We start from the raw sequence: 25,822 nt of genomic DNA on the forward strand, positions 1-25,822 counted from the left end.
TCGCGCCGCCTGGCGGCGCATCCTGCATTCAGGTTGTTCATGCCCACGAGCTCCTCCCCCGCCCGCAGCCTGCTGCTGGTCATTGCCTTTGCCACTATCTATATCGGTTGGGGCACCACCTACCTGGCCAATCACTTCCTCCTGCTGGAGCTGCCGCCGTTCGTGATCGGCAGCCTGCGCTTCTCGATTGCCGGAATACTGGCGCTGGCCTGGGTACTGCTCAGTGGGCAACTGCGCATGCAGCGCAGCGACTGGGGCGGTGTGCTGATCGGTAGTCTGGCATTGATTGCAGTCGGCCAGGGCGCCTTGATTTACGCCAACCAGTATCTGCCCACCGGCATGCTGGCGATGCTCTACACCACCCTGCCGCTGTGGAGTGTGGCGCTGGAATGGCTGCTCGGTGAGCGCCCGCCACTGTGGGTGATGTGCGGCCTGGCCCTGGCCTGCAGCGGCATCGTACTGCTGATGAACAACGGCCTGGACCACAGCGCTTCTATCGAACAGTGGTTCGCCGGTTTGCTGGTGGTGTTTGCCACTCTGCTCTGGGCCGGCGGTGCCTGGCTGATGCGTCAGCGACCGCCGTTTCGCTCCAGCTGGCTGGGGCTGAGCCTGCAAATGCTGATCGGTGCGCTGCTGTTGGCGCTGTTCGGCCTATGGCACGGCGACTGGCAGGCACTCGACTTACGCGCGATGAGCGCTAATGCCTGGCTATGGCTGGCGTATCTGGTACTGCCGGTCAGCCTCGGCGTGTACCCGGCGTATTTCTGGCTGCTGCGCGAGGTCAGGCCGAGCCTGGTGTCGACCTTCGCCTTCGTCAACCCGGTGGTGGCGTTGCTGCTGGGCTACCTGCTGCTGGACGAACGGTTGAGCCTGCTGGCGATGCTGGCCTGCGGCATTACGCTGGGCGGCGTAGTACTGATTATCTTCGGCCGGCGCTAAGAAGTTGCTTACGATCTGCTGCGCGTCGGCTAAACGGCGTTGAAAATGGCCTCGGAATGCTCATTTACAGCCAGTAAACTCCGCTTCCTCGGCCCTTTTCGCCACCGTTTATCTCTAGCTCGCGAGATCGTAAACAGCTTCTCAAGGGTATGGTGGGAGGGGCTTTAGCCGCGAACCAAATAACACCCTGTCGCGGCTAAAGCTCCTCCCACATAAAGCCCCACCACTCAGCCAGTTAAACCTGCAATAAGCGCTCGCGCAGCTTGTGGATTTCATCGCGCAGCTGCGCCGCCGCCTCGAACTCCAGATCGCGGGCCAGGGCGTACATCTTCTCTTCCAGTTGGCGAATACGTTTGGTGATCTCGCTCGGCGAGCGCAGTTCGTTCTCATAACGCGCGCTTTCTTCGGCGGCCTGGGCCATGCCTTTGCGCTTCTTGCTGCGCGCGCCGGGCACGACTGCGCCCTCGAGGATGTCCTGAACATCCTTGAACACCCCCCTGGGGGTGATGCCGTTAGCTTCGTTAAAGGCGATCTGCTTGTTACGCCGCCGCTCGGTTTCACCAATCGCACGCTCCATCGAGCCGGTCATGCGGTCGGCATAGAGAATCGCCTTGCCGTTGAGGTTGCGCGCCGCGCGGCCAATGGTCTGGATCAGCGAGCGCTCGCTGCGCAGGAAGCCCTCCTTGTCGGCATCGAGAATCGCCACCAGCGACACTTCCGGCATATCCAGGCCTTCGCGCAGCAGGTTGATGCCGACCAGCACGTCGAATGCACCGATGCGCAGGTCACGAATGATCTCGACCCGCTCTACCGTATCGATGTCCGAGTGCAGGTAACGCACCTTGACCCCGTGATCGCCCAGGTAGTCCGTCAGGTCCTCAGCCATACGCTTGGTCAGCGTGGTGACCAGTACGCGCTCCTCGATGGCCACGCGCTTGTGGATTTCCGAAAGCAGATCATCGACCTGGGTCAGCGCCGGACGCACCTCAATCTGCGGGTCAACCAGACCAGTCGGCCGCACCACCTGCTCGATCACCCGCCCCGCGTGCTCGGCCTCGTAAGGTCCGGGTGTGGCAGACACGAAGATGGTCTGCGGGCTAGCCGCTTCCCATTCCTCGAAACGCATCGGCCGGTTATCCAGCGCCGATGGCAAGCGGAAGCCATATTCGACCAGGGTTTCCTTGCGCGAGCGGTCGCCCTTGTACATCGCGCCAACCTGCGGCACCGAGACGTGGGACTCATCGATCACCAGCAGCGCCTCGTCCGGCAGGTAGTCGTACAGCGTCGGTGGCGGCGCGCCGGACGGACGGCCAGAGAGGTAGCGCGAGTAGTTCTCAATGCCGTTGCAATAACCCAGTTCGAGGATCATTTCCAGGTCGAAGCGCGTACGCTGCTCCAGGCGCTGCGCTTCCACCAGCTTGTTCGCCCCGCGCAGATAGTCCAGGCGCTGTTGCAGCTCGACCTTGATGTGTTCCACCGCCTCCAGCAGAGTTTCACGCGGGGTGACGTAGTGGCTCTTGGGATAGAAAGTGAAGCGCGGCAGCTTCTGGATCACCTCACCGGTCAACGGATCGAAGGCGCTGATGCTCTCCACCTCGTCGTCGAACAGCTCGACGCGAATGGCTTCGAGGTCCGATTCCGCTGGAAAAACGTCGATCACATCACCACGCACTCGGAAGGTGGCGCGGGCAAAGTCCATGTCGTTGCGCGTGTACTGCAACTCGGCCAGCCGACGCAGCAGCGCGCGTTGATCCATCTTGTCGCCCCGATCGAGGTGCAGCACCATTTTCAGGTACTCCTCGGGGCTGCCCAAGCCGTAGATCGACGACACGGTGCAGACCACGATGACGTCCTTGCGCTCGATCAGCGCCTTGGTCGCCGACAGGCGCATCTGCTCGATATGGTCGTTGATCGAGGCATCCTTCTCGATAAAGGTGTCCGACGACGGCACATAGGCTTCCGGCTGGTAGTAGTCGTAATAGGAAACGAAATACTCCACCGCGTTGTTTGGAAAGAAGCTCTTGAATTCGCCATACAGCTGCGCGGCGAGGGTCTTGTTCGGTGCCAGCACCAGCGTCGGGCGCTGCACCTTGGCAATCACGTTGGCGATGGAGAAGGTCTTGCCCGAGCCAGTTACACCGAGCAGTGTCTGGTGTGAAAGGCCTGCTTCCAGACCTTCGACCATCTGCCGAATAGCCTCGGGTTGATCGCCGGCCGGCTGGAAACGGGTGACCAATTGAAACTCGGACATGACGGACCTCGACAAGCGGCTGTGACGCGGCCTGAAAGCCTACGTCAAAACCGGTGAAAAGCGTGTGCCTGCTGTCGCAGCACAGGTTATGCGCCGGTATACTACCGGCCCACTTACGCAACCCCTAGCAGGGTGTTGCCTGATACTCAACTTCTCCTCTGCGAGCTGCCGCATCCATGAGTCTGTTCTCTGCCGTCGAAATGGCTCCGCGCGACCCCATCCTGGGCCTCAATGAAGCATTCAACGCCGACACCCGCGCGACCAAGGTCAACCTGGGCGTTGGCGTTTACTACAACGAGGAAGGCCGCATTCCCCTGCTGCGCGCCGTAGCCGAAGCCGAGAAAGCCCGGATTGAAGCCCACGCCCCGCGTGGTTACCTGCCCATTGAGGGCATTGCCGCCTATGACAGCGCTGTGCAGAAACTGTTGCTGGGTGCTGACTCCGAGCTGGTTGCCGCTGGCCGAGTGATCACCACTCAAGCCGTCGGCGGCACCGGCGCACTGAAAACCGGCGCGGACTTCCTTAAGCGCCTGCTGCCCGACACCGTGGTCGCCATCAGCGACCCGAGCTGGGAAAACCACCGCGCGCTGTTCGAGTCCGCCGGTTTCCCGGTACAGAACTACCGCTATTACGACGCAGCCAGCCATGGGGTTAACCGTGCCGGCATGCTCGAAGACCTGAAAAATCTGCCTGCGCGCTCGGTTGTCGTGCTGCACGCCTGCTGCCATAACCCGACCGGTGTCGACCTGTCGCTGGACGACTGGAAAGCCGTACTGGAGGTATTGCGCGAGCGTGAGCACGTGCCGTTCCTCGACATCGCCTACCAGGGCTTTGGTGACGGTATCGAGCAGGATGCTTTTGCCGTGCGCCTGTTCGCTCAAGCGGGCATCCCGTTCTTCGTTTCCAGCTCGTTCTCCAAGTCCTTCTCGCTGTACGGCGAGCGCGTCGGCGCTCTGTCGATCGTCACCGGCAGCCAGGAAGAAGCCGGCCGCGTGCTGTCACAAGCCAAACGCGTTATCCGCACCAACTACTCCAACCCACCGACCCACGGTGCCACTGTGGTCGCCAGCGTGCTCAACAGCCCTGAGCTGCGCGCCCTGTGGGAAGAAGAGCTGGCCGGCATGCGCGAGCGTATTCGCGGCATGCGCATGGCCATGGTCGAGCAACTGGCGGCGCTCAACTGCAAACGCGATTTTGGCTTCGTTGCCCAGCAGCGCGGCATGTTCTCCTACTCGGGCCTTACCGCCGAGCAGGTTGAGCGCCTGAAAACCGAGTTCGGCATCTACGCCGTCAGCACCGGCCGCATCTGCGTCGCCGCGCTGAACCAGCGCAACTTGCCCGCCGTTACTCAGGCCATTGCTGCGGTTCTCTGAGTCACTGGGGAAGTCGATAAGGTATTGACTTCCCCTTTCTAATCAGTAGGATACGCGCCGTTGTTCCGCGATAGCTCAGTCGGTAGAGCAAATGACTGTTAATCATTGGGTCCCTGGTTCGAGTCCAGGTCGCGGAGCCAATAGTTCATCGGGGTATAGCGCAGTCCGGTAGCGCGCCTGCTTTGGGAGCAGGATGTCGGGAGTTCGAATCCCCCTACCCCGACCATTTTTGGTCGTTGGTTGAGCTGGTAGAGCAATTGGTGTTTAACCGATTACTCATGGGCCAGAAAGCCACATGCACCACCCTTTCAAGCCTGCTTGAAAGTAAAAACCCGCCTAGTGCGGGTTTTTTATTACTTGTCATCCAGGCAGCCACCCTTCGTGCCGTCGCTGCGCGTGGTTAAAAGCTGTTCCAGACAGTTTTTTATTGGCTATTTATTTGTTCACGGCTACATGGCCAGCCAGCTAATAAATCGTCAAAAACTATTAAAGCCATTCAAGCACAACATTTTACCAATCGAACTTGAGCAACTAGGCTGCACCTCAATAAAGAATCATTCTCGCTCGAGGCGCGCCATGCTCAAGACTCTGACTTTTACCTTGATGCACTTCTGTATCGCCTTTGCCGTCACGTACGCGCTGACCGGCAGCATCGCGGCCAGCGGTCTGGTGGCAGCCATCGAACCGCTTTGCAACTCGGTGGGTTTCTACTTTCACGAGAAGGTCTGGCAGCGCATCGAAGGCCGTTCGACAGGTGCCGCTGCTCACCCCAAACATGCCTGGCTGCATCATCAGGCATAGGCGCTTGAAGCTACGGCCAACCCTTTGAGCAGGGCGTAAAAACAGCCAGCGAGGTGCTGAGCCAATCCGCTACTATGCGCGGCTCAGCCACCATACGCGCCCGATCATGCCTGCTATTTCTCGCTTCCCTGCTGCGCCTTACGTGTTTGCCTGCCTGCTTGGCCTGCTGGCGCTTTTCGGTCTGTGGTTTGGCATTGGCCAACCGGTCGAACTGGCGGATGCCGCAACGCCCACGCACAAGCTGCAGTGCGCGTCCTACACGCCCTTCGACAAAGACCAATCACCCTTCGATCAGCCCATGCAACTGCGCCCCGAGCGCATGGAGGCGGATCTGGCGCTGCTGGCCGAACGCTTCGAGTGCCTGCGTACCTATTCAGTGACCGGCCTGGAAGAACTGCCGAACATGGCCCGCAAACATGGCCTGAAACTGATTGCCGGTGCTTGGGTCAGCCGTAACCCGGCCGACACTGCGGTTGAGATTGCCGGCCTGGTGAAAATCGCCAACGCCAACCCGGACGTGGTGCAGGCGGTGATCGTCGGTAACGAGGCGCTGCTGCGCAAGGAAGTCACCCCGCAGCAACTGGTGGCGTTGATCGAACAGGTCAAGGCGCAGATCGAGCAGCCAGTGACCTATGCCGATGTCTGGGAGTTCTGGCTCAAGCACCCGGAAGTCGCCCCCGCAGTGGACTTCATCACCATCCACCTGCTGCCTTACTGGGAAGACAATCCCGCCGGTATCGAGAGCGCGCTGCATGAGGTCGCCGAGGTGCGCCAGACCTTTGGCAACGCTTATGCACCCAAGGACATCCTGATCGGCGAAACCGGCTGGCCGAGCGAAGGCCGCCAGCGTGAAACCGCCGTGCCCAGCCTGGTCAACCAGGCCAAGTTCATCCGCGGCTTTGTCGCCATGGCCGAGCAGAACGGCTGGCGCTATAACCTGATCGAGGCGTTCGATCAGCCGTGGAAGCGCGTCAGCGAAGGCGCCGTGGGTGGTTACTGGGGCCTGTATGACGCTGATCGCCAGGATAAATCAATCCTCGCCGGTTCCGTATCCAATCTACCGCACTGGCCGGCCTGGTTGACCTTAAGCCTGGCCCTTGCAGCAGCCACTCTACTGCTGGCCGGCCGGCCGCACTCGCCCCGCACTGCATTGTTGCTGCCGCTGCTGGCGGCGCTGAGCGCCGGCTGTATCGGTCTGTTTGCTGAATTGACGCTGGTCACCAGCCGTTACCTTGGCGAATGGCTCTGGGCCGGCGCACTGCTTGTACTGAATCTGCTGGTGCTGGCCCACGCCGCCCTGCTGCTCAGCCAGCAGACGGGCTGGCGTGAACGGCTATTCAACTGGCTGCATAGCAAGGGCGCACTGTGGTTGGCCCTAAGCGGCTTTGCCGGGGCGGTGATGATGCTCGCGCTGGTAGTGGATGCGCGCTACCGCAGCTTCCCCAGTGCGGCACTGTTGCTGCCGGCACTGGTCTATCTGTGCCGTCCGGTGGGCGGCTATCGCCGTGAAGTCGCCCTGCTCGCCCTGCTGATCGGCGCATGCATTGCGCCGCAGCTGTACCAGGAAACCCTGAGCAACTGGCAGGCCCTGGGTTGGGCGCTGACCTGCGTGCTGCTGGTGGCGGCTCTATGGCGCAGCCTGCGGGTTAAAACGCAGACCGCCTGATCAGGCGCTCCGCGGCGCACGCACCCAGCGCAGCAGTGCCAGCACAACGGCAAATACCGCGAGGCTGGCGCTGTACAACACCAAAGCCGGCAGAGCGATCAGCAATGCTGGCACCGCCAAGCGCTTGCCCCAAACGCCGGGCAGCACAAACGCCAGCACGGCACAGATCAGCGCAGCCCAGGCCAAGACCCGAAAGTGGATCAACCAGCCCAGACTCGCACGTACCTGGCAGGCCAACTGCTGCGGGGCCTCGACACACAGACCAACCCATTGCGCACCTTCCATCAACTGGTAACGCAGTGCAAAGCTCAGCGCCAGACACAGGGCTGCAGCGATCAGCAGAGCAGTCAGGGGCAGATAACGGGACATAGGTAACTCAGGCAGGTAAAAAGGCTGCGTAGAATAAGCCGCCGCGTCACGGATAACACCCCCCGAGATCGCCCCTTGCGGTCTCTGCAGCTAGAATCCAGCCATGCTGATACGTCGCCTGATACTGATCACCGCAAGCCTGCTCGGCCTCTGGATGCTGTGGGTCATGTTGTTGCCCACTCCCAGCAGTCTGCCGCCCAGCGCGCCACTGTCCAGCGGCAGCTGGCGCGTGGCGGAACACACGGTCAGCAGACTGGAGAGTTTCCAGCTGGAAGCACGCATTCTAGGCCGCGAAGACTACTACTTCGACCGCGGCGCCAAGCTCTCACCGACTGACCTGGCGCTCGGCTGGGGGCCAATGGCCGACCCCGAGGTGCTGCGCCATATCAGCATCAGCCAGCGCAACCGCTGGTATTTCTGGCGCGCCGAGCAACTGCCGATCGAGCGCCGGCAGATTGAGATCAACAGCGCCAATATGCACCTGATACCAGCCACCCCTGAAGTAGCCAGCACCCTGGCAGGGCTCAAAGAAGGCCAGCAGATTCGCCTGAGCGGGCAACTGGTACGAATCGACGGTGATGATGGCTATCGCTGGACCAGCTCACTGAGCCGTGAAGACACCGGCGACGGCGCCTGTGAGCTGATCTGGGTCGAGCAGTTGGCGGTACTGCCCTAGAAATCGGCTTTTGACATGGCGCTTTTGCCTGAAAAGCGGCGGCTCTATAACTAAACGGCACTTAGCCGAACTTATATGGTCAAATCGTTCCGCACCTGACCCGCTCCATCAGCATCAGCCCTAGCTCTCAAGAGATTTAGCCATGTCGCATGTCCCTCGTCTGCTTGCCCTTCTCAGTTGCCTAGCCCTGATTGCTCCCGTCAGCGCGACCGATATTGATGCCAGCAGTTATGGCTACCCGATCAAAAACCCATTCGAAGCCACCCTGGCGACCACCCCGCCAGAGCTGCGCCCCAAGCTTCCGACCGACGCCGACATCAACCAGAGTGACTACCAGATCAAACTGCGCCCAGAGCGCGAGTTTGAGCTGCCAGACAACTTCTGGCCGGTCACCAAGATGCGCTACCGCATGGCCAAGCAGTCTGGCGAAGCGCCACTGATCTTTATTATCGCCGGCACCGGTGCGCACTACGCCAGCAGCACCCCGGAATACCTGAAGAAGCTGTTTTACGGTGCCGGTTATCACGTGGTGCAACTGTCCTCACCGACCAGCTATGACTTTATGACCTCGGCCTCGCGCTTTGCCACGCCCGGCATCACCCGTGAAGACGCCGACGATCTGTACCGCACCATGCAGGCCGTGCGCGCACAGCATCCACGCCTGAAAGTCAGCGAATACCACCTCACCGGTTACAGTCTGGGCGCGCTGCAGGCAGCCTTTGTCAGCGAGCTGGATGAAACCCGCCGCAGCTTCAACTTCAAGCGCGTGCTGCTGCTCAACCCTCCGGTCAATCTCTACACCTCGGTCACCAACCTCGACCGCCTGGTGCAAACCAAGGTTGAAGGCATCGATAACAGCACCACCTTCTATGAACTGGTGCTGGGCAAGTTGACCCGCTACTTCCAGAACAAGGGTTACGTCGATATCAACGATGCCCTGCTCTATGACTTCCAGAACTCCACCGAGCAGCTCAGCGACGAGCAGATGGCCATGCTGATCGGCGCAGCGTTCCGCTTTTCCTCCGCCGATATCGCCTTTACCTCGGACCTGATCAACCGTCGCGGCCTGATCACTCCGATCAACTACCCGATCAGCGAAGGCACCAGCCTCACGCCGTTCTTCCGTCGTGCCCTGCAGTGTGATTTCGACTGCTACCTGACCGAGCAGCTGATCCCCATGTGGCGCGCGCGCACCGATGGCGGCAGCGTGGCGCAGCTGATCGATCAGGTCAGCCTGTATGGCGTGGCCGATTACCTGAAAAACAGCAGCAAGATCGCCGTCATGCACAACGCCGATGATGTGATCCTCGGCCCTGGTGACCTGGGCTTTCTGCGCCGCACCTTGGGTGATCGCCTGACCGTTTACCCGCTGGGTGGCCATTGCGGCAACCTCAACTACCGCGTCAATAGCGACGCCATGCTGGAGTTCTTCCGTGGCTAAGCCAACCTTTCTTGCCGTGTTGTTCACCCTGGTGCTCGGTAGCAGCCTGGCGCATGCCCAGCACGCCGTTGATGACGACGGTTTCAAGCAGCCGTTGCAGCATCTGCAGTTCAACCCGGGTCTGGATCAGCGCGAGTTCGAGCGCTCAACCCTCAGCGCACTGCAAGTCTATGACCCGCTGGAGTCGTGGAACCGCCGCGTCTATCACTTCAACTACCGCTTCGATGAATGGGTATTCCTGTCGATTGTCGACGGCTACCGCTATATCACCCCCAATCTGGTGCAGACCGGCGTCAGCAACTTCTTCAGCAACCTCGGTGATGTGCCCAACCTGCTCAACAGCGCGCTGCAGCTCAAGGGCAAGCGCACCATGCAGACCACGGCACGCCTGCTGCTCAATACCACGATCGGCGTAGCCGGCCTGTGGGACCCGGCTACACGCATGGGCCTGCCCAAGCAGCGCGAAGACTTCGGCCAGACCCTGGGCTACTACGGCACGCCAGCCGGCCCCTACCTGATTCTGCCGCTGCTGGGCCCGTCGAACCTGCGCGATACTGGCGGCCTGGTGGTGGACTTTGCAGCGAAAAGCCAGGTCAACTGGTTGAACGTCGCCGAAGCCAGTGTCAGCCATCCGGAAATCACCCTGCTGGAAGTCGTCGACCAGCGCTCAACGGTGAACTTCCGTTACGGCCAGCTCAACTCGCCGTTCGAGTACGAAAAAATTCGCTTCTTCTACCACGAGGCGCGCAAGCTGCAGATCGCCGAATAACCCTGCGAGCTTGACCCAAGGGCCGCCCCCAGGTTTTAACCTGGCGCGGCCTTTAGTCCTTCGGAGCTTTTATCTATGCGTGTCGCCCAACTGGCCAAAGCCGCCGCTGTCAGCAGTGAGACCGTGCGCCACTACACCGATCTTGGCTTGCTCAGGCCCACGCGCAATCCGGATAACGGCTACCAGGAATATTCCAGCACCGACCTGCAACGCCTGCGCTTTATCGCGCGTGCGCGTCGCCTGGGTTTTAGCCTGAAAGACACACAGCAGATTCTCGCCAGTGCCGATAACGGCCATGCGCCCTGCGCCGAGGTCCGTGACCTGCTCAGCGAACGCCTGACGGCGCTACAGGCGCATATCGAGGAGTGCCAACGCCTGGCACTGGTGATGCAGAACGCCTTCGACGACTGGGCCGACAAGGGCGAATGTGCCCCCGATGGCCAAGCCATCTGCCGTTTGATCGAAGATTTCGAGCCAGATATCGAGCGCCGCCCGGCGACGCCCTGCCCGGCACACTAACGGCGCTGAGAGCCTGTTTACGATCTCGCGAGCTAGAGCCATGCAAGGCAAAAACAGGCAAGGAAGCGGAGTTTACGAGCTGTAAATGAGCATTCCGAGACGCCGGGTCCCGGCCTGTTTTTAACGCAGCAGGGCCGACACGCAGCAGATCGTAGATAGGCTCTTACTGAGCGTAGCGGCGGTACAAGCCCGGCGGCACACCACTGCTGTCAGTCGGCAACCAGGGCCCCTGCGGGTTACTCGCCCAGCTCCAGCCAGAGCTCCAGCGGTAGTAAGTGCGCTCACGGTAATACAGGTGAGAGGCGCCACCCACCACGTACACCCCCAATTGCGCATTCCACTGGCTGTCCACTCCCGGTGGCGGGGCAAACCGTGGGTGGTTGCTGCTACCACTTGGACTGGTGATCGGCGCGGTAGCAGTTGGTGTCTGCACGCAAGCACCGAGCCCCAGCAGGCCAATCAGCACGACGCCACGCAGTAATGACCTCATTGCGTTTTGCTATCGACGCTGTCGATCAGCAGCTGCTGCAACTCAGTGGTCTTGCTGGCCAGCGGCTGACTGCTGCCGATCCATTCGCCGGCCGTGGCGTTGCCGCTGCGCGAGATCCGCGCAACCAGTTGCACCTGCTCGAAGCCAGAGATTTTCAGCTGCGGCATCATCGCATCGCTGTCTGACAGGCTGACTTCAGCCGGCAGGTCCGCCACGCTCAGGCGCTTGACCGCCAGCGGCATTGGCGGCCCGGATACGGCGCGAGCGAAGATAAATACCGCATCGCCCGGTTGCACCTGGGCCTGCAGTTCGGCGGCCAAGGCAACGCGTACGGTCAACCCCTGACTGGCAGCAGGTGCAGCATCGGCCGCAGGCGCGCCAAGCTGCTCACGAGCGCGATCAATCCCGCCCTGAATCGCCAGGCGTGAAGGGTCTTCGGCCGGCAGCACAGCCACCAGCTGTTGCCAGCGGTCAATCGCCTGCTGGAACTGCCCGGCTTCATAGGCGGCAATACCGAGCAAGCCGAGGCTGGTAACTTCCGCCGGATCGCCTTTCAACGCCTCATCGGTCAACGCCTGCAATTGTTCGGTCCATTGCTTGTTGCCGGTAAAATACAGCGCCTGCGCCCACTGCCCGAGCAGCTCCGGCTCACGCCCGGCGACATCGACAGCGCGCTCGAAGGCCAACGCAGCATCACCGGCACGCTCCTGGGCCATATAGGTGCGACCGAGGAAGTACCAGCTTTCGGCGGATTTGGGATCGTTCTTCACCGCCGCTTCCAGGCGTGCAGTCATTTCTTCGATGGTCTTCGGTTGCTGGGCAAAGGTTTGCGCACGCTCGAGGTCATCGATGGCGCCCCAGTGCTGGTACAGGCCATACCCCAGCAACGGCATCAGCAGCGCAGCAATCAGCGGAATCTTGCCACCCAGCGAACGCTGAGCCGGCTGCGCCTGCGCGCCTTCGGTATCGGCCAGCAGCTCGCGGGCGGCCTCATCACGACCATTGGCCAATTGCTCAGCATTTAGCGCACCCGCGTCGTGCTGCGCCTGCAGCTCCTGCAGACGTTCCTGATAGAGGGTCACGTTGAGGGCGGTGCGGTCTTCTTCGGCCTGCACCTTGCGCGCGCGCAGCACCGGGATCAGCAGAAACGCCAGGGCCGTCAGCAACAGCAGGCCGGCGCATAACCAGAATTCAATCATCAGTCTTTCTTATCCACGGGCGTTTGATTAAGCAGAGCAGTCAGACGCTGCTGTTCATCGGCAGACAGGCCACTGGCGACAACGCCTGGCTTGCTACGACGACGTAACAGAATGACGCCAAGCAGGACGAAACCACCGGCCAGCAAACCAGCCGGGCCATACCACAGCAACAGCGTGCGCGCGGTTACCGGCGGTTTGTAGAGCACAAAATCGCCATAGCGACTGACCAGAAAGTCGATGATCTGCTCGTTGCTCTGCCCCTCCTCCAGCATGCGGTAGATCTGCGCACGCAGATCCATGGCTATCGGCGCATCGGAGTCGGCGATGTTCTGGTTCTGGCACTTGGGGCAGCGCAGTTCTTCCACCAGATTGCGGTAACGCTCACGCTCAGCCTCAGTAGCAAATTCGTAGGTGTCGATAGCGGCCTGGGCAGTGCCCAATAACGCCAAGCCCAGTACTGCGGCAACCAGCAAACGCTTCATGGGGTGACCTCATCGACCAGTTCCTGATAAAGCGGCGCCAACTGTTCGCGCCAGACGCGCTCATCAATCACCCCGACAAACTTGTGGCGGATAACGCCGTCCTTGTCGATCAGGAAGGTCTCAGGTGCGCCGTACACCCCCAGGTCCAGGCCGAGAGTGCCACGCGCATCGTTAATGTTCAGCTGATAGGGGTCATGGAACTCCACCAGCCACTTCTGCGCGGCGGCGTTGTCATCCTTGTAGTTGACCCCGTAGATAGTCACGCCGAGCTTGGCCAACTTGTTCAGCACCGGGTGTTCCACACGACAGGCCACGCACCAGGTCGCCCAAACGTTGACCAGCGCCGGCTTGCCCTTGAGATCGGCTTCGCTCAGTGTTTTGCCATCCTGCACCGCTGGCAGGGAGAACGCCGGGAACGGCTTGCCGATCAGCGCCGATGGTAGTTCGGTGGGATCGAGGAACAAACCACGGTAGAGAAACACCGCCACGCCGAGAAAGACCAGCAACGGTAACAGCAGCAGTAAACGCTTCATGCCTGCGCCCCCGCCATGCCCAGTGCGTCACGCACGCGGGTGCGCACCTTCATCCGGTAGCGCTTGTCAGCTGCCGCCAGAAAGCCGCCAAAGCCCATCAGCAGCGCGCCGAACCAGATCCAACGGACGAACGGTTTGATATGCACGCGTACCGCCCAGGCGCCGTTTTCCAACGGCTCACCCAGGGCGACGAACAGATCGCGAGTGATCCCGGCGTCGATGCCGGCCTCGGTCATCACCGACTGCTGCACCGTATACAAGCGCTTCTCCGGGTGCAGCACGGCAATCTGCTTGCCCTCTTCGAGGATGCGCACCGTGCCTTTGTCGGAGGTGAAGTTCGGCCCTTCGAAATGCTCGGCACCTTCGAAGATAAACTGATAGCCACCAATTTCCACGGATTCGCCCGGCGCCATGCGCATATCGCGCTCGAAGCTGCCCATGCTGGTCAGCACCACGCCCAAAGCACATACGGCCATGCCCAGGTGCGCCATCTGCATGCCCCAGTAGCTACGGGTCAGGCCTGGCAGGCCGCGTAACAAGCCTTTATGACGGGTCTTCTCGAGAATGTCGCGCACACCGGCCAGCACCACCCACGCCGCCAGCAGGCAGACACCGAGCACCGCCCAATTGAAGTCACCGACCAGCAAGGTGGCGATCACTGCCAGCACCACACTGCCGATCAGCACCGGCGCAAGCATGCTCAGCAGCCACTGCAGCGGCGTGTCCTTCCAGCGCACGATCACCCCAACCGCAATCATGGCCATCAGCAGGCCCATCAACGGCACGAACAGCGCGTTGAAATACGGCGGGCCAACCGACAGCTTGGCCCCGGTCATGGCATCCAGCACCAGCGGGTAGAGGGTGCCGAGCAAAATCATCGCTGCGGCCACCACCAGAATCAGGTTATTCACCAGCAGCAGGGTTTCTCGCGACCACAGGGCGAAGCCGACCTGGCTCTTGACCACTGGTGCACGGATGGCAAACAGCGCCAGCGAACTGCCCACCACGATCAACAGGAAGGCCAGGATAAACACGCCACGCTCAGGATCGCTGGCGAAGGCATGTACCGACGTCAACACGCCAGAGCGCACCAGGAAGGTCCCCAGCAGGCTCAGGGAGAACGCCGCGATCGCCAGCAGCACGGTCCAGCTCTTGAACACGCCACGCTTTTCCGTCACGGCCAGCGAGTGGATCAGCGCAGTGCCGACCAGCCAGGGCATAAAGGAAGCGTTTTCCACCGGATCCCAGAACCACCAGCCGCCCCAGCCGAGTTCGTAGTAGGCCCACCAGGAACCCAGGGCGATACCGATGCCGAGGAAGGCCCAGGCAACAATGGTCCAGGGCCGCGACCAGCGCGCCCAGGCGGCGTCCAGCTTGCCGCCGAGCAAGGCGGCAATGGCGAAGGCGAAGGCCACGGAGAAGCCGACATAGCCCATATAGAGCATCGGCGGGTGGATGATCAGGCCGAAGTCCTGCAGCAGCGGGTTGAGGTCACGACCATTGGCTGGTGTATCGAACAGCAGGCGCTCGAACGGGTTGGAGGTGATGATCAGAAACAGCAGAAAACCGATGCTGATGATGCCCATCACGGCCAGCACGCGGGCGAGCATCTCTTCCGGCAACTGGCGCGAGAAGATCGACACGGCAAAGGTCCAGCCGGCAAGGATCAGACCCCAGAGCAGCAACGATCCTTCGTGGGCACCCCACACGGCGCTGAACTTGTAATACCAGGGCAGCGCGCTGTTGGAGTTGTTGGCCACATAGGCGACGCTGAAGTCGTCGACCATAAAGGCGTAGGTCAGGCAGATAAAGGCAAACAGCATAAAGCTGAACTGCCCCCAGGCAGCCGGCTGCGCCAGGCTCATCCACTGGCGGTCACCGCGCCAGGCACCGATCAACGGCAGCGTCGCCTGCACCAGCGCCATGCACAGCGCCAGAATCATCGCCAGATGGCCGAGCTCGGGGATCATTGCGCGTACTCCGCTGGGGACGCCTGCTTGGCTGCTTTGGCCGCGTCGTGCTGCTGTTTCATGCCGCTCTGCTCCAGGGCCTGCATGACTTCCGGCGGCATGTAGTTTTCATCGTGTTTGGCCAGCACTTCATCGGCGATCAGCACGCCGTTGCCATCGAGCTTGCCCATGGCGACGATGCCCTGCCCTTCGCGAAACAGGTCCGGGAGAATACCGCTGTAGCGGATGGTCACGCTTTTGGCGCCATCGGTAACCACAAAATCGGTGTCCAGCGAATCGCTGGAGCGCTTCACCGAGCCTTCTTCGACCAGGCCGCCGGCACGGATGCGGGTGTCCTGCGGGGCTTCGCCGTTGGCGATCTGGGTGGGGGTGTAGAACAGGTTGATATTCTGCTGCAACGCGCTGAGGGCCAGGGCCACGGCAATGCCGACACCGGCAATGATCGCCAGGACGATATACAGGCGCTTTTTACGCACGGGGTTCACTTCGACTCCTCCCGGCGCATACGACGCGCCTTGTCTTGCAGATAACGGCGACGCGCCAGGATTGGCAGCGCCACATTCAGCCCCAGCACAGCCAGGCTGATGGCGTAACAGGACCAGACGTAAGGCCCATGGGTGCCCATGGCGATAAACTCACTAAAGCTGGCAAAACTCATCGGCCTTTCTCCACCAGCGCCTTGACCTCGGCTTTAGCCCAACTGCTGCGCGCCTCACGCTTGAGCACTTCCAGGCGCATACGCATAAGCAATACCGCGCCAAAGAAGCAGTAGAAGCCCAGCACCATGATCAGTAGCGGCATCCACATCTCGAACGGCATGGCCGGTTTCTCCACCACGCTGAAGGTGGCGGGCTGGTGCAGGGTATTCCACCACTCCACCGAGTATTTGATGATCGGGATATTCACCACGCCGACGATGGCCAGCACCGCGCAAGCCTTGGCCGCGCTGTCACGGTTGGTGATGGCATTGCCGAGAGCGATCACGCCGAAATACAGAAACAGCAGAATCAGCATTGAGGTCAGGCGGGCATCCCAGACCCAGTACGTACCCCAGGTTGGCTTGCCCCACACCGCGCCGGTCACCAGAGCGATCACGGTCATCCAGGCACCGATGGGGGCGGCCTGTTGCAGGGCGACATCGGCCAGTTTCATCTTCCACACCAGACCAACCGTGCCTGCCACCGCCAGCATCACGTAGATCGACTGAGCGAGAAACGCCGCAGGTACATGGATATAAATGATGCGAAAGCTGTTGCCCTGCTGGTAATCCGGCGGCGCAAAGGCCAGGCCCCAGACCAGACCAACCGCCAACAGCACGGCAGCGGCCAGGGCCAACCAAGGAAGCCAGCGGCTGCTGATTTCATAAAACCATTTGGGCGAGCCGAGCTTGTGAAACCACGTCCAGTTCATCAGGTTACTCATCAGTGCTAGGGCTGATCAGGGCGCAGGCAGGCACCCGGATCAACCGGCCATTCAGGCTTATTGTCTACTCAGCGACACTGATCGTCAGACCAGCGGCGATGGCAAAAGGTGTCAAGGTCACCGCCAATGCGGTGAGGCTGGCCAACCACAACAGGTGGCCGACCGCCGGCAATCCTTGCAGGCTGGCTTGTAACGCACCGCTGCCAAGAATCAGCACCGGGATATACAACGGCAAAATCAGCAACGCGAGCAGCAGACCGCCACGCTTGAGGCCCACCGTCAGCGCCGCGCCGACTGCGCCAAGCAGACTCAGCACCGGCGTGCCGAGCAGCAGGGAAATCAGCAATACCGGCAGGCAGCGCCCTGGCAAACCGAGCATCAACGCCAGCAACGGCGCCAGCAGTACCAGCGCCAGGCCCGAGAACAGCCAGTGTGCCAGCACCTTGGCCAGAACCAGAAGAGCCAGGGGGTGCGGCGAAAGGACCCACTGTTCCAGCGAGCCGTCCTCGAAATCACTGCGAAACAGCCCGTCCAGCGAGAGCAGCACGGCCAATAGCGCCGCTACCCACACCAGCCCCGGCGAAAGGCTTTGTAACAACTGCGTCTGCGGCCCCACCGCCAGCGGGAACAACGCAATCACAATGGCAAAGAACACCAGTGGGTTGGCCAGCTCGGCCGGACGACGAAACAACAGGCGCGCCTCACGGGCCAGCAATAGGCTAAAGACATTGCTCATAACGGACGCTGCCCCAGATCAAGCTCGCGGTAACCGGCCGGCTTGACCGTCAATTCATGGTGCGTGGTCAGCACCACCAGGCCGCCCTGCCGACAATGCGCAGCCAGATGATTCTCCAGCTGCGCCACCGCGGCTTTATCCAGCGCGGTAAACGGCTCATCCAGCACCCACAGTGGCGGGCCTGGTAGATACAGACGGGCCAGCGCCACGCGGCGTTGCTGCCCAGCGGACAGGGTGTGACAGGGCACGTCCTCGAAACCGCGCAACCCCACTGCAGCCAGCGCCTGCCAGATGGCATCACGCTCAGCGGGTTGATGCAGGGCGCAAAGCCAGGTGAGGTTTTCCTCGGCAGTCAGCAAGCCCTTGATGCCAGCGGCATGGCCGATCCACAGCAGGTTGCGCGCCAGCTCAGACCGTTGCGCGGACAACGGGAGACCATTCAGCCGGATCTCGCCAGCTGTCGGCCGCATCAAGCCGGCGAGCAAACGCAGCAGGCTGGTCTTGCCACTGCCGTTAGGGCCGGCCACCTGCAGCATCTCACCGGGAACCAGACGCAGTTCCAGACGCTCGAAGAGCATGCGCCAGTCTCGCTCACAGGCGAGCGCCACGGCTTCGAGAAGAGGACTGGTCAAGACATCGGCACCTCAGATGGATGGCAAAAGCTGTTCAAGTCGGCAGAGTCTTGGCCGCTATACTGACGCAAGTGGAATGCGCAGCCGAACCAGACGGGGCGCGATTATACATGCCCAGCTGCGCCTGCCGCAGCGAGCATTTTCGACAGGGTGTAACCCGCCAATGAGCGAAATCAGCAGCTCGCGGCCTATTGCGCCGACGCCCCCCAGCACTCGCCCCAACGCCATAGCGGCTGACTTGGCGGTGAAACTGCTGCAGCCCATGCAGGGCCTGCTGGCCAGCGGCGAAACCGCCAAGGCCGAAGTCGTCGCCCTCAAGGAAGTGGCGCAGAGTTTTCAGATGCTGCTCAAGCTGACCCTGAACAACGGTAGCCAGACCACCCTGGAAGCCACCAGCCCGCGCCCGATTGCTCAAGGCACATCCCTGGCCGTAACCGCCCTGTCGGAAACTCGCCTGGCGCTATCCGTACTGATGGGCGCTGACAAGCCCCTGACCAGTCTGGACCTCGACCAGTTGCCGGTTGGCACCTTGCTGCAGGGCAAGGTAGTGGCTCGCGAACAAATACTGCAAACACGCTCGCAGCAGGTGATCTACAAGGTGCTGGTCAGCCTGCTCAACACACCGTTGGCTGGCAGCAAGCTGTCTCTGGAAACTCCATTGGCACTCCCTTTGGGCAGCCTGCTCAGCGCTCAGGTACAAGGCAGCCAGGCGCTGAACTTCCTGCCCCTGAGCGGTCGCCTGGATCAGCTCGCACTGAGTCAGCAGCTGGGCAGTCAAAACAACCGCCAAGGCTCCCTGGATGGCTTGTTTAGCGCCCTGCAAGGGCTGCGTGGTAATGCCGAGATGAGTGAAGGCCTGCGTACCAGTATCGACAAACTCTTCGGCACCCTGCCCGACGCCGCCCAGCTAAGTACAGCCAAAGGACTGGCAGTAGCCCTGGAGAACAGCGGCATTCTGCTGGAAAGCAAATTGCTCGGCGGACAGGGCCAGGCACTGCCGACCGACCTGAAAGCCAACCTGCTGCGCCTGATCACCCAATTGCTACCTAACCTGTCAGCCGGCACCCCACTGGCTGCTGCCAATGCTGGCTCAGCCCTGGCCCAGGCGATGCCTGCCCTGGCCCGCGACCTGCTCGGCAGCCTGGGTAAAGCCACCAGCCGCCAGCAAGCGCTGAATTTCCCCCTGCCCTCACGCCTGCTGCAGGCCATGGAAGGTGACGCCGATCTGGAAACCCTGCTGAAGCTGGCCGCTGCAGCCATCTCGCGCCTGCAGACCCATCAGCTCTCAAGCCTGGCGCAGAGCCAGGTCGGCCCAGACGGCAACTTGCTCACCACTTGGCAACTGGAACTACCTATGCGCAACCAGCAGGAGCTGGTGCCGTTGCAGGTAAAAATCCAGCGCGATGAAAGCAACCCGCAAGGCAAGCCGGAGAAAAAGGAAACCCTGTGGAAAGTCGAGCTGGCCTTCGACCTTGATCCGCTGGGCCCCTTGCAAGTGCAGGCGCAACTGGCTCATGGCCGTCTGTCCAGCCAACTCTGGGCTGAACGCACTAGCACCGTTAGCCTGATCGATGCGGAACTGGACAATCTGCGCCAGCGCCTGAACGCCGCTGGCGTGCAGGTTGGCGAACTGGCCTGCAGCCAGGGCACACCGCCACGCGGACCGCGCACAACCCTGGAACAACGCTGGGTGGATGAAACCGCATGAAAAAGACCACGGCACGCCAGGCTATCGCCCTGACCTACGACGGCCAGAATGCGCCGGTGCTCAGCGCCAAAGGCGATGACGAACTGGCCGAAGCCATTCTGGCAATCGCCCGCGAATATGAAGTGCCGATCTACGAGAATGCCGAACTGGTGCGCCTGTTGGCGCGACTGGAACTGGGTGATGGGATCCCCGAACAGCTGTATCGCTGCATCGCGGAAATCATCGCCTTTGCCTGGTATCTGAAGGGTAAAGCACCAGCCGCAAGTGAGTGTGATAGCGATATCACACCACCACTACGCCTGCTGGAAGGGCCAACACGTTAAGTACTATCGAGGGCTGGAAGAATCAGGAACGCTGCAATTTGGCCTGCTGCATTTTGCTGACCAACTCGGCCTCGGCCTTGCTCAAACCGCAAGACTGGGTCAAATCATCCACGCTGGCGCCCATGCCCGCCAGCCGTGCGGCCTGGGTAAACGACAGGCTACTGGGGTCACGCTGCTCAATCTGATTGAGCTTGTCCGGTAACGGCGCGACAACCCTGCGCAACTCATGCAACTCCTCGCCCATCTGCACACTGCCGGTCAGGTAGGCATCCAGACGCCGGCTCAGCTCCTTGAGCCGCCGATCACGAACCGCATCACGCTCGCCTTGCAGCTTGATGGCATCACGCAACTGCCGGGTCAGCCAGATGCATGCGCCTACCAACCCCAGGCAGACCAGGGCCAGCGCGATCAGCAGCGCGTCGAACATGGCCTAGATGCTCTCCAGCTCGGACCACTCTTCTTCGCTCATCATCTTGTCCAGCTCAACCAGAATCAGCAGCTCGCCGTTCTTGTTGCACACGCCCTGGATAAACTTGGCAGACTCATCGTTACCGACGTTAGGCGCGGTTTCCACTTCGGATTGGCGCAGGTAAACCACCTCGGCCACACTGTCGACCAGAATACCGATCACCTGTTTGTCCGCCTCAATGATCACGATACGAGTGTTGTCCGTGACTTCACTGGAATCGAGGCCGAAACGCTGACGGGTGTCGATCACCGTGACTACATTGCCGCGCAGGTTGATGATGCCCAGCACATAGCTCGGAGCCCCCGGTACCGGAGCAATCTCGGTATAGCGCAGGACTTCCTGAACCTGCATCACGTTGATGCCATAGGTTTCGTTGTCCAGGCGGAACGTTACCCACTGCAGGATCGGATCTTCAGCGCCTTGTGCAGAACTTTTCTTCATGTCCCTAGCCTCGTCATGAACCGCTCGCGGCGGCAATCGCGGGTGTACGCCCCGCTGTCATTACTATAGATGCAAAGCTGCGCACATCGCACAGCCTGGCGTTATTCAGTGAATCCGGTTGGCTGCCATGCGTTTGGCCGCACCACTGGCGATCAGCTCAGCCAGGGATGCGATGTCCAGCAAAGCGCACATATGTTCGATAACCGTACCTGCCAGCCAGGGACGCTGAGTGCGCTGACTGCGCCATTTGACCTCGTTGGGATCAAGACGAATCGAGCGACTGACCTGATGCACAGCCAGCCCCCACTCATAGCCTTCAACAGAAATCACATACTGCAGACCTTCGCGAAAGTCATCGCGGTAACGATCCGGCATAACCCAGCGCGCAGTGTCCAGCACCTTCAGATTGCCGGCCTGACAAGGCAGTATGCCGAGAAACCAGTCTGGCTGGCCAAACAATGGCGTGAGCTCCTGGCCCTCCAGGGGATAAATCGAACCCAGGCACACCAGCGGCACCGCCAGGGTCAACCCGGCAACATCAAACAACAGGCATTCAAAAGGCCCTTGAGCCCATTCAGGACGCCCCTGAGGCAATGGCTCCGGCACCACTTGCGGCGCAAGCTGCACAGCCTCAACCACCACAGCAGTTTCAACCACCTCCTGCGGCGGCTCGACCTGAACGTCAATCTGCGGTGCCGGCATCTCGATGGTGGGCAGCACCAATGGCCGCGGCGCCAGCTCAGCCAATGGTTTGGCCGGTACAGCTTGCACTTGTGGCATGCTGCGAGCATCGCGCACCTGCTCCTCCAGCACCGCGGCCTCGAATTCATCGAGCGTGATGCTTTCGGCAAACTCGACCGCAGCCTCCTGCAGCAAGCCGTCCAGATAGGACTGTAAGGCCAGTTGCGAACGTGTAGCAGTGGCTAGGGGACGACTCATGAATACAACCCACAATAACAATCTGTACAGACTATCGGCCGCGCTAGCGACAGACTTGAGCCTATATCTTCAGCATAGCCGTTCATCTCAGGCGACCTGTGCGGCAATCTGCTGCGATAACAGGTGCTTGAGCAAGGCCCGGTAGGCGATTACACCACGGCTATTGTTGTCGAACGTTGACGGTGTAACGCCTGCCCGGCTGGCGTCACGCAAGCGCGTATCCACCGGAATGTACGCTGGCCATAGACGCTCTGGGTAAGTATTGCGCAACACCCGCAGTGTCCCCATGGAAGCCTGGGTACGCCGATCAAACAGGGTCGGTACGATGGTGTAGGGTAACGCCTGCTGACGCGAACGGTTGATCATCGCCAGAGTATTGACCATCCGCTCCAGGCCTTTGACAGCCAAGAACTCGGTCTGCACCGGAATCACCAGCTGCTGACTGGCGGCCAGAGCATTGACCATCAACACACCGAGCAAGGGCGGGCTGTCGATCACCGCATGATCGAAGTCCTGCCAGAGCTGCGCCAGACTCTTGGCAATCACCAGCCCTAGACCACTCTGCCCAGGCGACTGGCGCTCAAGCGTGGCCAGCGCAGTACTCGAGGGCAGCAAGGAGATCCGCTCATCGCTGGTGGGCAACAGCAATTGCTGCGGCAAGCCGCGAGGCACACTGCCCTTATGCTGAAACAGGTCAAAGCAGCTGTGTTCCAGGCTGTCCGGGTCATGCCCGAAATAGCTGGTCATCGACCCATGGGGATCGAGGTCGACGATCACCACACGCTTGCCAGCATCGGCCAACAGGCCTGCCAGAGCGATTGATGTGGTGGTCTTGCCGACTCCACCTTTTTGATTGGCTACTGCCCAGACTCTCATCGTTATCATCCTCCCGGTGCAGCTGCAGCCTGACCGAGAACGGGGCCACCCTTATGGGGCCGGCGACGGCGGATTGACGGCACCCGCTTGCGGGGCCGGCGCTGCGGGGGCTAGTGCAGGTTGCGTGCCAGCCCGTTGCAAGGCCGCATCGGGTTTGGCATTAGCGCTGCCGACACCACTCACACTGCGGCGCACATCTAGATTGCGCGAGATTACCAACACGACCCTGCGATTGCGCCCACGCCCTTCGACCGTGGTGTTATCTGCGACAGGCTGGAACTCGCCATAACCGACTGCCGCCAACCGACTGGGGTTGACCCCATCCATAGTCAGCATACGCACGATACTGGCAGCCCGCGCGGTAGACAGCTCCCAGTTGGTCGGGAACTGAGCCGTCTGAATCGGCAGATTGTCGGTAAAGCCTTCCACGTGAATCGGGTTTTCGTAAGGTGCCAGAATTTTGGCTACCTTCTCGATAATGTCAAAAGCCGCATTATTAGGGATGGCGTCGCCGCTGGTGAACAGCAGGCTGGAGCTGAGTTCAATCTCGATCCACAGCTCATTGCCACTGACCTTGAGCTGCTCGGACTGAATCAAGTCGCCAAATGCCTCACGCACGCTGCTGGCAATGCTCTGCAGGTCATCGGCGGATGACTGCGCGCGCTCCTCATCTACCAGCGAACGATCCGGCTCAGTAGTGCGTGGCCGCTCCTCACCCACCGGAATAGGCTTGATCGCCCGATCAGGCTGATTGAACACCCCGGTCAGACTGTCAGAAAGAATCTTGTACTTGCCTTCATTGATCGAGGAAATCGAATACATGACCACAAAAAACGCGAACAGCAAGGTGATGAAATCGGCATAGGAGACCAACCAACGCTCGTGGTTTTCATGTTCTTCTTGGTGACGCCTGCGGGCCATTATGGTGTCCCCATCAATCCATAAAGCCTTGCAGCTTCAATTCGATGGAGCGCGGGTTCTCACCCTCGGCAATCGACAGGATGCCTTCGAGCAACATCTCGCGATAACGCGATTGACGCTGGGCAATGGCCTTGAGCTTGTTGCCTATGGGCAGCAGCAGGAGGTTGGCAAAACCCACGCCGTAGATGGTGGCGACAAAGGCTACGGCAATCCCGGCACCCAGCTTGCTCGGGTCCGCCAAATTACCCATCACGTGAATCAGGCCCATCACCGCGCCGATAATGCCAATGGTCGGCGCGTAGCCGCCCATGCTTTCAAACACCTTGGCGGCCTGGATATCCCGGCCTTCCTGAGTGTACAGATCGACTTCGAGAATGCTGCGAATGGCCTCAGGCTCCGCACCATCAACCAATAGCTGTAAACCTTTGCGGGCGTATGGGTCGGCTTCAACATCCGCCACCGCTTCCAGGCCAAGCAAGCCTTCTTTGCGCGCAGTCATGCTCCAGCCAACCACCCGGTTGATGCCACCGGCAAGATCCACACGCGGCGGAAAGAAGATCCAGCTGATGATGGCCAGAGCGCGCTTAAACACGTTCATCGGTGCCTGCAAAAACGCCGCCCCCAGGGTGCCGCCGATCACGATCAGCGCAGCAGGCCCATTGAGCAGCGCCGTAGCGTGGCCACCTTCCAGATAGTTGCCACCGAGGATGGCGACAAAGGCCAGAATGACCCCGATAAGGCTCAGTACATCCATTAAATGCAGGTCTCCGCCAGGTGCCTGCCAATATCATCCAGCGGGTAGATGGCGTCGGCCAGGTTGGCTTTGACAATGGCCATGGGCATGCCATAGATCACGCAGCTGGCTTCGTCCTGCGCCCACACCTGGCTGCCACCTTGTTTGAGCAGGCGCGCACCTTCACGACCGTCTGCGCCCATACCGGTCAACACCACCGCCAGCACCTTGTCGCCATAGGACTTGGCTACCGAACCAAAGGTGATATCAACACAAGGCTTGTAGTTCAGGCGTTCATCGCCAGGAAGGATCTTCACCACGCCGCGCGCATCGACCATCATCTGCTTGCCGCCAGGCGCCAGCAGCGCCAGGCCTGGACGCAACACATCACCGTCCTCGGCTTCCTTGACGCTTATACGACAGAGCTTGTCGAGGCGCTCGGCAAAGGCCTTGGTAAAGGCCGCTGGCATATGCTGGATCAGTACAATCGGCGCCGGAAAGTTAGCCGGCAACTGGGTCAACACACGCTGCAGCGCCACCGGCCCACCTGTCGAGGTACCAATCGCCACCAGCTTGTAGGACTTGCGCTTAGGTGCAGCACTGGCAACAGCCGGAGTGGGCGCCGCAGCTGGACGCGCCAAGGTGCTGGTGGTAGTCGCCGGACGGGCTGCTGGCTTGCTTTGCGCAGCAGGTGTCGCGACAGGCGCAGCCACAGGAGGCGGGCTCAGGCTGCGGCGATTACTACGGGCAATGGTGTGGATTTTTTCGCAGAGCAGCTGCTTGACCCGCTCCGGGTTGCGCGAAATATCCTCGAAATTCTTCGGCAGGAAATCCACCGCACCGGCTTCCAGCGCATCCAACGTCACGCGTGCGCCTTCGTGGGTCAGCGAGGAAAACATCAGCACCGGCGTCGGACAGCGCTGCATGATGTTACGCACGGCCGTGATGCCATCCATCATCGGCATCTCGTAATCCATGGTGATTACGTCCGGTTTGAGCGACTGCGCCTGCTCGATGGCTTCACGGCCGTTAGTGGCAGTGCCGATTACCTGAATATTCGGATCGGCTGAAAGAATTTCCGACACGCGCCGACGAAAAAAGCCGGAGTCATCAACCACCAACACCTTAACAGCCATAAACACTC

At 60.8% G+C, this 25,822-nt stretch carries 29 protein-coding genes and 2 tRNA genes; 12 read left to right on the top strand and 19 right to left on the bottom strand.

The features are described from left to right. Window positions 1–39: 39 nt before the first annotated feature. On the top strand, window positions 40–939 hold the full coding sequence (locus ACIN8IBEIGE_RS14750) for an EamA family transporter (RefSeq protein WP_160015319.1): 900 nt from the start codon (window positions 40–42) through the stop codon (window positions 937–939). 235 nt (window positions 940–1,174) lie between these two features. Here the strand turns inward: ACIN8IBEIGE_RS14750 and uvrB are convergent, their stop codons facing one another. Then, on the bottom strand, window positions 1,175–3,190 hold the full coding sequence (gene uvrB, locus ACIN8IBEIGE_RS14755; protein ID WP_160015320.1) for an excinuclease ABC subunit UvrB: 2,016 nt from the start codon (window positions 3,188–3,190) through the stop codon (window positions 1,175–1,177). Between the two features lie 176 nt (window positions 3,191–3,366). On the opposite strand from uvrB, the gene ACIN8IBEIGE_RS14760 reads away from it, so the two are divergent. From ACIN8IBEIGE_RS14760 to ACIN8IBEIGE_RS14780, 5 genes are all read left to right on the top strand, one after another. Further along, the gene (locus ACIN8IBEIGE_RS14760; protein WP_160015321.1) at window positions 3,367–4,563 is read left to right on the top strand and encodes an amino acid aminotransferase; all 1,197 of its coding nucleotides are present in this window, start codon (window positions 3,367–3,369) and stop codon (window positions 4,561–4,563) included. Window positions 4,564–4,627: 64 nt separating this feature from the next. After that, window positions 4,628–4,703, top strand: a tRNA-Asn gene (locus ACIN8IBEIGE_RS14765). A 9-nt stretch (window positions 4,704–4,712) separates the two neighbouring features. Beyond that, window positions 4,713–4,789 (top strand) — tRNA-Pro (locus ACIN8IBEIGE_RS14770). A gap of 350 nt (window positions 4,790–5,139) precedes the next feature. Continuing rightward, a complete protein-coding gene (locus tag ACIN8IBEIGE_RS14775) occupies window positions 5,140–5,364 on the top strand; it encodes a DUF2061 domain-containing protein (RefSeq protein WP_090384199.1) in 225 nt (74 codons plus the stop codon). 106 nt (window positions 5,365–5,470) lie between these two features. Further along, the gene (locus tag ACIN8IBEIGE_RS14780; RefSeq protein ID WP_160015322.1) at window positions 5,471–7,030 is read left to right on the top strand and encodes a beta (1-6) glucans synthase; all 1,560 of its coding nucleotides are present in this window, start codon (window positions 5,471–5,473) and stop codon (window positions 7,028–7,030) included. Here the strand turns inward: ACIN8IBEIGE_RS14780 and ACIN8IBEIGE_RS14785 are convergent, their stop codons facing one another. Continuing rightward, window positions 7,031–7,399 (bottom strand): hypothetical protein, encoded by a 369-nt coding sequence (locus ACIN8IBEIGE_RS14785; protein WP_160015324.1) that lies wholly within the window; start codon window positions 7,397–7,399, stop codon window positions 7,031–7,033. 103 nt (window positions 7,400–7,502) lie between these two features. Here ACIN8IBEIGE_RS14785 and ACIN8IBEIGE_RS14790 point away from each other — a divergent pair, with 103 nt between their 5' ends. The 4 genes from ACIN8IBEIGE_RS14790 (at window position 7,503) to ACIN8IBEIGE_RS14805 (ending at window position 10,804) form a co-directional block, all read left to right on the top strand. Beyond that, a complete protein-coding gene (locus ACIN8IBEIGE_RS14790) occupies window positions 7,503–8,075 on the top strand; it encodes a hypothetical protein (protein WP_160015325.1) in 573 nt (190 codons plus the stop codon). 142 nt (window positions 8,076–8,217) lie between these two features. Then, window positions 8,218–9,516 (top strand): serine/threonine protein kinase, encoded by a 1,299-nt coding sequence (locus ACIN8IBEIGE_RS14795; protein WP_090384184.1) that lies wholly within the window; start codon window positions 8,218–8,220, stop codon window positions 9,514–9,516. 16 nt (window positions 9,517–9,532) lie between these two features. Beyond that, window positions 9,533–10,285, top strand: a complete 753-nt coding sequence (locus tag ACIN8IBEIGE_RS14800) for a VacJ family lipoprotein (RefSeq protein WP_372240019.1) — start codon at window positions 9,533–9,535, stop codon at window positions 10,283–10,285. Window positions 10,286–10,360: 75 nt separating this feature from the next. Continuing rightward, window positions 10,361–10,804, top strand: coding sequence for a MerR family DNA-binding protein (locus ACIN8IBEIGE_RS14805; protein WP_160015328.1), 444 nt, complete (start codon window positions 10,361–10,363; stop codon window positions 10,802–10,804). A 163-nt stretch (window positions 10,805–10,967) separates the two neighbouring features. Here ACIN8IBEIGE_RS14805 and ACIN8IBEIGE_RS14810 read toward each other — a convergent pair whose 3' ends face one another. From ACIN8IBEIGE_RS14810 to ccmA, 10 genes are all read right to left on the bottom strand, one after another. Then, window positions 10,968–11,294, bottom strand: a complete 327-nt coding sequence (locus ACIN8IBEIGE_RS14810; protein ID WP_160015330.1) for a hypothetical protein — start codon at window positions 11,292–11,294, stop codon at window positions 10,968–10,970. Then, window positions 11,291–12,493: a c-type cytochrome biogenesis protein CcmI gene (gene ccmI, locus ACIN8IBEIGE_RS14815; RefSeq protein ID WP_160015332.1), complete on the bottom strand. Its 1,203-nt coding sequence runs from the start codon at window positions 12,491–12,493 to the stop codon at window positions 11,291–11,293. Before ccmI ends, ACIN8IBEIGE_RS14810 begins: the two co-directional genes overlap by 4 nt. Then, window positions 12,493–12,975 carry a cytochrome c-type biogenesis protein gene (locus ACIN8IBEIGE_RS14820; protein ID WP_090383934.1) on the bottom strand — a complete coding sequence of 161 codons (483 nt, stop codon included), beginning with the start codon at window positions 12,973–12,975 and terminating at the stop codon, window positions 12,493–12,495. Before ACIN8IBEIGE_RS14820 ends, ccmI begins: the two co-directional genes overlap by 1 nt. Then, window positions 12,972–13,508: a DsbE family thiol:disulfide interchange protein gene (locus ACIN8IBEIGE_RS14825; RefSeq protein WP_090383931.1), complete on the bottom strand. Its 537-nt coding sequence runs from the start codon at window positions 13,506–13,508 to the stop codon at window positions 12,972–12,974. Before ACIN8IBEIGE_RS14825 ends, ACIN8IBEIGE_RS14820 begins: the two co-directional genes overlap by 4 nt. Next, complete coding sequence (locus tag ACIN8IBEIGE_RS14830) at window positions 13,505–15,478, bottom strand: heme lyase CcmF/NrfE family subunit (protein ID WP_160015334.1); 1,974 nt, start codon at window positions 15,476–15,478, stop codon at window positions 13,505–13,507. Before ACIN8IBEIGE_RS14830 ends, ACIN8IBEIGE_RS14825 begins: the two co-directional genes overlap by 4 nt. Continuing rightward, window positions 15,475–15,963 (bottom strand): cytochrome c maturation protein CcmE, encoded by a 489-nt coding sequence (gene ccmE, locus ACIN8IBEIGE_RS14835; RefSeq protein WP_090383923.1) that lies wholly within the window; start codon window positions 15,961–15,963, stop codon window positions 15,475–15,477. Before ccmE ends, ACIN8IBEIGE_RS14830 begins: the two co-directional genes overlap by 4 nt. Next, window positions 15,960–16,136 carry a heme exporter protein CcmD gene (ccmD, locus tag ACIN8IBEIGE_RS14840; RefSeq protein WP_160015336.1) on the bottom strand — a complete coding sequence of 59 codons (177 nt, stop codon included), beginning with the start codon at window positions 16,134–16,136 and terminating at the stop codon, window positions 15,960–15,962. The genes ccmE and ccmD overlap by 4 nt, the downstream gene beginning before the upstream one ends. Then, window positions 16,133–16,891, bottom strand: a complete 759-nt coding sequence (locus ACIN8IBEIGE_RS14845; RefSeq protein WP_160016396.1) for a heme ABC transporter permease — start codon at window positions 16,889–16,891, stop codon at window positions 16,133–16,135. Before ACIN8IBEIGE_RS14845 ends, ccmD begins: the two co-directional genes overlap by 4 nt. 73 nt (window positions 16,892–16,964) lie before the next feature. Continuing rightward, window positions 16,965–17,636 carry a heme exporter protein CcmB gene (gene ccmB, locus ACIN8IBEIGE_RS14850; protein WP_090252142.1) on the bottom strand — a complete coding sequence of 224 codons (672 nt, stop codon included), beginning with the start codon at window positions 17,634–17,636 and terminating at the stop codon, window positions 16,965–16,967. Continuing rightward, entirely contained in the window at window positions 17,633–18,268 is a 636-nt protein-coding gene (gene ccmA, locus ACIN8IBEIGE_RS14855) for a cytochrome c biogenesis heme-transporting ATPase CcmA (protein WP_160015337.1), read from the bottom strand. Before ccmA ends, ccmB begins: the two co-directional genes overlap by 4 nt. A 163-nt stretch (window positions 18,269–18,431) precedes the next feature. Here ccmA and ACIN8IBEIGE_RS14860 point away from each other — a divergent pair, with 163 nt between their 5' ends. Both ACIN8IBEIGE_RS14860 and ACIN8IBEIGE_RS14865 read left to right on the top strand, forming a co-directional pair. Further along, window positions 18,432–19,976, top strand: coding sequence for a flagellar hook-length control protein FliK (locus ACIN8IBEIGE_RS14860; protein ID WP_160015339.1), 1,545 nt, complete (start codon window positions 18,432–18,434; stop codon window positions 19,974–19,976). Beyond that, on the top strand, window positions 19,973–20,299 hold the full coding sequence (locus ACIN8IBEIGE_RS14865; RefSeq protein WP_160015340.1) for an EscU/YscU/HrcU family type III secretion system export apparatus switch protein: 327 nt from the start codon (window positions 19,973–19,975) through the stop codon (window positions 20,297–20,299). Before ACIN8IBEIGE_RS14860 ends, ACIN8IBEIGE_RS14865 begins: the two co-directional genes overlap by 4 nt. Before the next feature lie 22 nt (window positions 20,300–20,321). Here ACIN8IBEIGE_RS14865 and ACIN8IBEIGE_RS14870 read toward each other — a convergent pair whose 3' ends face one another. The 7 genes from ACIN8IBEIGE_RS14870 to ACIN8IBEIGE_RS14900 all read right to left on the bottom strand — a co-directional run bounded on the left by ACIN8IBEIGE_RS14870 (window position 20,322) and on the right by ACIN8IBEIGE_RS14900 (window position 25,814). After that, window positions 20,322–20,726, bottom strand: coding sequence for a DUF2802 domain-containing protein (locus ACIN8IBEIGE_RS14870; RefSeq protein ID WP_090383903.1), 405 nt, complete (start codon window positions 20,724–20,726; stop codon window positions 20,322–20,324). Between the two features lie 3 nt (window positions 20,727–20,729). Next, window positions 20,730–21,209 carry a chemotaxis protein CheW gene (locus tag ACIN8IBEIGE_RS14875; protein WP_090383900.1) on the bottom strand — a complete coding sequence of 160 codons (480 nt, stop codon included), beginning with the start codon at window positions 21,207–21,209 and terminating at the stop codon, window positions 20,730–20,732. A gap of 105 nt (window positions 21,210–21,314) precedes the next feature. Further along, window positions 21,315–22,148: a CheW domain-containing protein gene (locus ACIN8IBEIGE_RS14880; RefSeq protein ID WP_160015341.1), complete on the bottom strand. Its 834-nt coding sequence runs from the start codon at window positions 22,146–22,148 to the stop codon at window positions 21,315–21,317. Between the two features lie 87 nt (window positions 22,149–22,235). Further along, window positions 22,236–23,024: a ParA family protein gene (locus ACIN8IBEIGE_RS14885; protein WP_160015342.1), complete on the bottom strand. Its 789-nt coding sequence runs from the start codon at window positions 23,022–23,024 to the stop codon at window positions 22,236–22,238. 51 nt (window positions 23,025–23,075) lie between these two features. After that, window positions 23,076–23,945 (bottom strand): flagellar motor protein MotD, encoded by an 870-nt coding sequence (motD, locus tag ACIN8IBEIGE_RS14890; RefSeq protein WP_372239990.1) that lies wholly within the window; start codon window positions 23,943–23,945, stop codon window positions 23,076–23,078. Between the two features lie 13 nt (window positions 23,946–23,958). After that, window positions 23,959–24,699, bottom strand: coding sequence for a flagellar motor protein (locus tag ACIN8IBEIGE_RS14895; RefSeq protein WP_160015343.1), 741 nt, complete (start codon window positions 24,697–24,699; stop codon window positions 23,959–23,961). Next, window positions 24,699–25,814, bottom strand: coding sequence for a chemotaxis response regulator protein-glutamate methylesterase (locus ACIN8IBEIGE_RS14900; protein WP_160015344.1), 1,116 nt, complete (start codon window positions 25,812–25,814; stop codon window positions 24,699–24,701). The genes ACIN8IBEIGE_RS14895 and ACIN8IBEIGE_RS14900 overlap by 1 nt, the downstream gene beginning before the upstream one ends. Window positions 25,815–25,822: the final 8 nt, after the last annotated feature.

This window comes from Pseudomonas sp. 8BK (genome assembly GCF_902506475.1).
Lineage (GTDB): Bacteria > Pseudomonadota > Gammaproteobacteria > Pseudomonadales > Pseudomonadaceae > Aquipseudomonas > Aquipseudomonas anguilliseptica.

Excerpts from the sequence above, each read along its gene's own strand:
- ACIN8IBEIGE_RS14750 (WP_160015319.1), top strand. The coding sequence starts at position 40 with ATGCCCACGAGCTCCTCCCCCGCCCGCAGCCTGCTGCTGGTCATTGCC.
- ACIN8IBEIGE_RS14780 (WP_160015322.1), top strand. The coding sequence starts at position 5,471 with ATGCCTGCTATTTCTCGCTTCCCTGCTGCGCCTTACGTGTTTGCCTGC.
- ccmD (WP_160015336.1), bottom strand. The coding sequence starts at position 16,136 with ATGAGTTTTGCCAGCTTTAGTGAGTTTATCGCCATGGGCACCCATGGG.
- uvrB (WP_160015320.1), bottom strand. The coding sequence starts at position 3,190 with ATGTCCGAGTTTCAATTGGTCACCCGTTTCCAGCCGGCCGGCGATCAA.
- ACIN8IBEIGE_RS14805 (WP_160015328.1), top strand. The coding sequence starts at position 10,361 with ATGCGTGTCGCCCAACTGGCCAAAGCCGCCGCTGTCAGCAGTGAGACC.
- ACIN8IBEIGE_RS14760 (WP_160015321.1), top strand. The coding sequence starts at position 3,367 with ATGAGTCTGTTCTCTGCCGTCGAAATGGCTCCGCGCGACCCCATCCTG.
- ACIN8IBEIGE_RS14870 (WP_090383903.1), bottom strand. The coding sequence starts at position 20,726 with ATGTTCGACGCGCTGCTGATCGCGCTGGCCCTGGTCTGCCTGGGGTTG.
- motD (WP_372239990.1), bottom strand. The coding sequence starts at position 23,945 with ATGGCCCGCAGGCGTCACCAAGAAGAACATGAAAACCACGAGCGTTGG.
- ACIN8IBEIGE_RS14795 (WP_090384184.1), top strand. The coding sequence starts at position 8,218 with ATGTCGCATGTCCCTCGTCTGCTTGCCCTTCTCAGTTGCCTAGCCCTG.
- ACIN8IBEIGE_RS14865 (WP_160015340.1), top strand. The coding sequence starts at position 19,973 with ATGAAAAAGACCACGGCACGCCAGGCTATCGCCCTGACCTACGACGGC.
- ACIN8IBEIGE_RS14825 (WP_090383931.1), bottom strand. The coding sequence starts at position 13,508 with ATGAAGCGTTTACTGCTGCTGTTACCGTTGCTGGTCTTTCTCGGCGTG.
- ACIN8IBEIGE_RS14900 (WP_160015344.1), bottom strand. The coding sequence starts at position 25,814 with ATGGCTGTTAAGGTGTTGGTGGTTGATGACTCCGGCTTTTTTCGTCGG.
- ACIN8IBEIGE_RS14810 (WP_160015330.1), bottom strand. The coding sequence starts at position 11,294 with ATGAGGTCATTACTGCGTGGCGTCGTGCTGATTGGCCTGCTGGGGCTC.
- ACIN8IBEIGE_RS14830 (WP_160015334.1), bottom strand. The coding sequence starts at position 15,478 with ATGATCCCCGAGCTCGGCCATCTGGCGATGATTCTGGCGCTGTGCATG.
- ACIN8IBEIGE_RS14895 (WP_160015343.1), bottom strand. The coding sequence starts at position 24,699 with ATGGATGTACTGAGCCTTATCGGGGTCATTCTGGCCTTTGTCGCCATC.
- ACIN8IBEIGE_RS14860 (WP_160015339.1), top strand. The coding sequence starts at position 18,432 with ATGAGCGAAATCAGCAGCTCGCGGCCTATTGCGCCGACGCCCCCCAGC.
- ACIN8IBEIGE_RS14885 (WP_160015342.1), bottom strand. The coding sequence starts at position 23,024 with ATGAGAGTCTGGGCAGTAGCCAATCAAAAAGGTGGAGTCGGCAAGACC.
- ccmB (WP_090252142.1), bottom strand. The coding sequence starts at position 17,636 with ATGAGCAATGTCTTTAGCCTATTGCTGGCCCGTGAGGCGCGCCTGTTG.
- ACIN8IBEIGE_RS14880 (WP_160015341.1), bottom strand. The coding sequence starts at position 22,148 with ATGAGTCGTCCCCTAGCCACTGCTACACGTTCGCAACTGGCCTTACAG.
- ACIN8IBEIGE_RS14790 (WP_160015325.1), top strand. The coding sequence starts at position 7,503 with ATGCTGATACGTCGCCTGATACTGATCACCGCAAGCCTGCTCGGCCTC.
- ACIN8IBEIGE_RS14785 (WP_160015324.1), bottom strand. The coding sequence starts at position 7,399 with ATGTCCCGTTATCTGCCCCTGACTGCTCTGCTGATCGCTGCAGCCCTG.
- ccmI (WP_160015332.1), bottom strand. The coding sequence starts at position 12,493 with ATGATTGAATTCTGGTTATGCGCCGGCCTGCTGTTGCTGACGGCCCTG.
- ACIN8IBEIGE_RS14875 (WP_090383900.1), bottom strand. The coding sequence starts at position 21,209 with ATGAAGAAAAGTTCTGCACAAGGCGCTGAAGATCCGATCCTGCAGTGG.
- ACIN8IBEIGE_RS14820 (WP_090383934.1), bottom strand. The coding sequence starts at position 12,975 with ATGAAGCGTTTGCTGGTTGCCGCAGTACTGGGCTTGGCGTTATTGGGC.
- ACIN8IBEIGE_RS14775 (WP_090384199.1), top strand. The coding sequence starts at position 5,140 with ATGCTCAAGACTCTGACTTTTACCTTGATGCACTTCTGTATCGCCTTT.